Origin of the sequence: Chitinophaga sp. (assembly GCF_036566945.1) — a bacterium.
Classification (GTDB): Bacteria; Bacteroidota; Bacteroidia; order Chitinophagales; family Chitinophagaceae; genus Chitinophaga.
Genome location: NZ_DATCVJ010000369.1, coordinates 1 through 4,463, shown reverse-complemented (window position 1 = coordinate 4,463; position 4,463 = coordinate 1). Strand labels below are relative to the sequence as shown.

4 protein-coding genes are annotated in these 4,463 nt (G+C 45.4%); 3 read left to right on the top strand and 1 reads right to left on the bottom strand.

Translation table 11 applies throughout. From position 1 onward, the window contains the following. Positions 1–43: 43 nt before the first annotated feature. Complete coding sequence (locus tag VIP81_RS10855; protein WP_331959787.1) at positions 44–622, bottom strand: TMEM175 family protein; 579 nt, start codon at positions 620–622, stop codon at positions 44–46. Between the two features lie 211 nt (positions 623–833). Between VIP81_RS10855 and VIP81_RS10850 the strand changes: the two genes are divergently transcribed. From VIP81_RS10850 to VIP81_RS10840, 3 genes are all read left to right on the top strand, one after another. Further along, positions 834–1,439 (top strand): sigma-70 family RNA polymerase sigma factor, encoded by a 606-nt coding sequence (locus VIP81_RS10850; RefSeq protein WP_331959784.1) that lies wholly within the window; start codon positions 834–836, stop codon positions 1,437–1,439. An 82-nt stretch (positions 1,440–1,521) separates the two neighbouring features. Continuing rightward, positions 1,522–2,691: a FecR family protein gene (locus tag VIP81_RS10845; RefSeq protein ID WP_331959781.1), complete on the top strand. Its 1,170-nt coding sequence runs from the start codon at positions 1,522–1,524 to the stop codon at positions 2,689–2,691. A gap of 223 nt (positions 2,692–2,914) precedes the next feature. Next, positions 2,915–4,463, top strand: a 1,549-nt coding sequence (locus VIP81_RS10840; protein ID WP_331959778.1) for a SusC/RagA family TonB-linked outer membrane protein, incomplete at its 3' end; no start/stop codon positions are given.

Here is a 4,463-nt window from a genome sequence, read left to right as displayed (position 1 = left end):
GCTGCTTGTCTGTGGCGTTTTTTGATCGAAATAAATGATATCCTTACTCTTCCAGTGCGCGGGCGATATTAGGGTCCGGAATAAACCAAATGATGGCAACCAGGACAAATAAGCCCCCTGAAACAGCGACATTCACAAAGGCCATCGGAATTGCCAGCAGGTATAGCGCTATGGAGATGATGGCTTTCCGGCGCAGCCGTTCCAATACCAGCAGCATGTTAGCGCTAAAAGGATTGGATTTCATGATGGCCTGTTGCAGGATAGCAAAGGCAGCTCCACATAACATCAGCAATACCGCGTACACAATAATCGTATGAGGGGCAAAATGGTTTTCACCCATCCATGCCGTAGCGAAAGGGATGAGAGATAACCAGAAGAGTAAATGCATGTTGGCCCAGATCATACCGGGCGTCACTTTCTTCACCGTGTGCAACAGGTGGTGGTGATTGCCCCAGTAAATACCTACATAGACAAAGCTGATGATATAACTAAGTACCACCGGATACAAGGGCAGCAAATCCTTCCATTCCGCACTATGCGGCGTTTTAATTTCCAGCACCATAATGGTGATAATAATAGCGATAACGCCATCGCTAAAGGCTTCCAGCCGGCTTTTATTCATATAGGATCATTGATATACAAAGGTGAATATATAATAAACGTACGAAAATCGATGCCCTGTTTACATCCGCGTATTTATTTTTAATCATTATTTAAAAAAAATCTTACTTTAACATACCGGCAGCCACTTATTTGCTGACTATCATTGTGCTGCCCGGGTAAATTTCACGGTTCGGAATATCTTTATCAGTTGGGTTTTCATTATACCTTTAATGCTATATACGAGTCATACAGATGAACAATTAGTGCAGTTGTTGTACAATGGGAATGAGGGCGCTTTTAACGAAATATATAACAGGTATTGGAAATTGCTCCTTTTCATAGCACACAAACGTCTGGGCAACGCCGAAGACGCCAGGGAAATATTGCAGAATGTATTTTTTAATCTCTGGAATAAAAGAGCACAACTATCTATTCAGTCTTTATCACAATACCTGACGGGTATGACCCGCTATGCCGTTTACCGGCATCTGGCCAATGAAAGCCGGCGTGCAGCCGTTTATAAGTCGCATGAAATAGCCGAGTCGAATAGAAAAATGGAAATGTTTGATATTGACAACAAGCAACTATTAGAGATCCTGGCACGTTATGCCGGCGAACTCCCTGAAAAATATAGTATCGTCTTTCTCCATCATAAGTTACTGGACAGACCACTGGAAGAAGTGGCGCAGGAACTGGGTGTTTCTCCCCGCACCGCAGAAGGCTATATCGCCAAAGTAATGGAAGTAATGCGCAAACAACTGCATAAATTAAGCACGGCAGTATGGATGTTTTCCGGTTTCTTTGCCGGCTGGTGGCTGGTTTATAAAATTTTTTAAAAAAAGTTTTGTTTTTCCGCGTATGAAATCCTGTTTCATGTATCTATATTAGAAATGCAGGATACTTATTAAAAAAGGAACAATGGAGCTTAACAGAGAGGATGTCAGCCGGCTGGCCAGGAAATACCTGGACGGTGAAGCCACTGAAAGCGAAATTCGCTTATTGCACGAGTGGTATGATACCGTTAACGCCGGAGATACAGAAACGGTGGTCACCGCTGAGGAACAAACTGCCGGGCTTTTTGGTCAGTCTACCTGGACGGCGTTGCAGCAGCAATTGGCGACAGATCGGGATATTGCTCAACCGCAAACATCCCGGGTGCATACCTTCCGGTGGCGCATGGCCGCCGCCGTAGTACTATTGCTCATCTCTGCGGGCGGTATTTATTTTGGGAAAACCAGGACGCTCCCTCCAAGGCAGCAGCCGGTAGCTGCTATTGTTACAGACCTGAAGGCACCTGCGAATACCAGGGCTATGCTCACTTTGGCCAATGGACAGCAAATAATACTGGACAGTGCTGCCAATGGTTTTCTGGCCATGCAGGCAAACACGCGAATCGTAAAGAACAGTGCGGGGCAGATTACTTACCTGAGTTCCGGCGAAAATGCCTCCCTGCAATTTAATACCCTCACGGTACCAACCGGGAGCAAAGCCGTGTCACTGGTGCTGAGTGACGGAACAAAAGTATGGTTGAATGTAGCCTCTTCTATTACTTATCCTACTACTTTTTTGGGTAAAGAAAGAAAAGTACAAATCAAAGGCGAAGCCTATTTCGAGGTGGCGTCTAATCCGGCTATGCCTTTCAGGGTATCGAAGGCAGGTTCAGGTACAGACATATTGGTCCTTGGTACACATTTTAATGTGAACGCTTATGATGGTGAACCGGACATTAAGATAACCCTGCTGGAAGGAGCCGTAAAGGTATCCAGACAAAACCAGTCCGCGACCCTCCGGCCGGGTGAACAGGCGCGGGTTAGCACTACTATTGACGTGGTAAAAGAGGTGGCGATAGATGGGGTAGTAGCGTGGAAGGAAGGACTTTTTGTATTTGATAAAACGGATATACAATCTATGATGCGACAGGCAGAACGATGGTACGGCATTACCGTACAATACCCGAATGGGGTGCCGGCAGAGGAGTTTACCGGCTCTCTTTCCCGGGATGTAAGTCTGTCTGAATTTTTAAAAATATTGGAATACAGCGAAGTAACCGTAAAAATTAAAGGAAATAATGTAATGATCAATCCCTGAAGTAAGTGAACAATCTCATTGTCTGAAACAAAAAACCAGTAGCGCTGAAACACTACTGGCAATATGCTCAGGTAAATAGTAAATACAGTCCGCTAAGAATGCTTTTTATCAACCTAAACAAAATGAAGTTATGAAATTAAGTTTTCATAAGCAAAATCCCGTTGTGTATATCGGGGACTGCTTAGTGTCCGGCCTAAGGGCGTCAACCAAAATTTTCTTGATTATGAAGCTAACAGGTGTCCTGCTGATGTCGGTCTGTTTGCACGTGGCAGCGAAGGGAAACGGCCAGGAGATTACGTTGCACGTAAAAGATGCGCCCCTGACAAAAGTCTTCAGGGAAATTAGCCGCCAGAGTAATTACCAGATCTTTTCCAATGAGCGCCTGCTCAAAAATGCCAAAAAAGTAACGCTGCAGCTGAATCGTGTGGAGCTGACGGAGGCCTTAAATGCCTGCTTTGAAGGGCAGCTGTTTGACTACGTTATGGTAGGGAAAACGATCGTTATCCGCAAGAAAGATCCACCGGGAGGCAGCAGTAATCCCATTCCACCTCCTATAGAAATTAAAGGTACCATTACAGATGATAAAGGGAGCCCTCTTCCCGGCGCCACTATACATATCAAAGGCAATAGTAAAAGCGTGATGGCAAATGCACAGGGCAGCTTTAGCCTGGTGGCCAATAGCAATGACGTGTTGATCTTTTCATTTATAGGTTATGAAGATCAGGAAGTTCGGGTAGATGGTCGTGGTGAATTTAAAATCGTGATGAAAACGTCTACCAAAAAAATAGATGAGGTCATTGTGGTGGGCTATGGCACGCAACTAAAAAGCAGTCTCACCGCTGCCATATCCACTATGAAAGCCACCGAGATTGCATTGATTCCCACCTCTAATCTTTCCAATGTACTGGCAGGACGCTTGTCGGGCGTATATGTGCAAACGAATACCGGTACGCCTGGTATCGGATCGGGCATACGTGTGAGAGCATTATCTACTTTCAGCTCCGCCAGTACAGACCCTGTGTATGTAGTGGATGGTGTGGTAAGAGATAAAGTGAGCTTTGATGCATTAGATCCTAATGAAGTCAACGAGATTTCCGTATTGAAAGATGCTGCATCAGCGGCTATTTACGGATCACGTTCCTCCAACGGGGTAATACTGGTAACTACTAAAACAGGGAATTCCGGAAAGCCGGTGATCAGTTACAGTTCTACCTTTGGCATAGAAAAAACAGGACAGGTACCGGGCTACCTGGACTTGACCGCTTCACTCAAACTGAACCGCTATGTATTCGGGGAAAACAATATCAGCGCCGCAGAAGAAGCAGATGTAAGAACCTGGAACCCTGACGGGAAGGCGTGGTATGATGCCGTTTATCAGGACCCCGTTAACCAGCGGCATGCATTGAGTATTTCCGGAGGAAGCGATAAAGTAACTTATTACCTCGGCGGATCTTATTACAGCGAGAACGGATTTTTGCCCAATGTGTCTTATAAAAAATACAACCTGCGGGGAAATGTAGCCGTGAAAGTAACGAAGGATCTTACGGTATCCCTCAATTTAAGCAATAGCAATGGCACCCGTAAGCGCTTTAATTTCACCTACGATTACGGCTCCGACGATCTGAATAACCTTTGGGGTAAATTATTTTATAATGCTTATGGCACCCGCCCTTATGTAGATGGAAATCCTACCAACCCGGGATGGCTGGGCAATCAGGCGGAAATGATGAAGAACGGCGGCTACTGGCGCAATAGTAATCAGCAGGTCGATG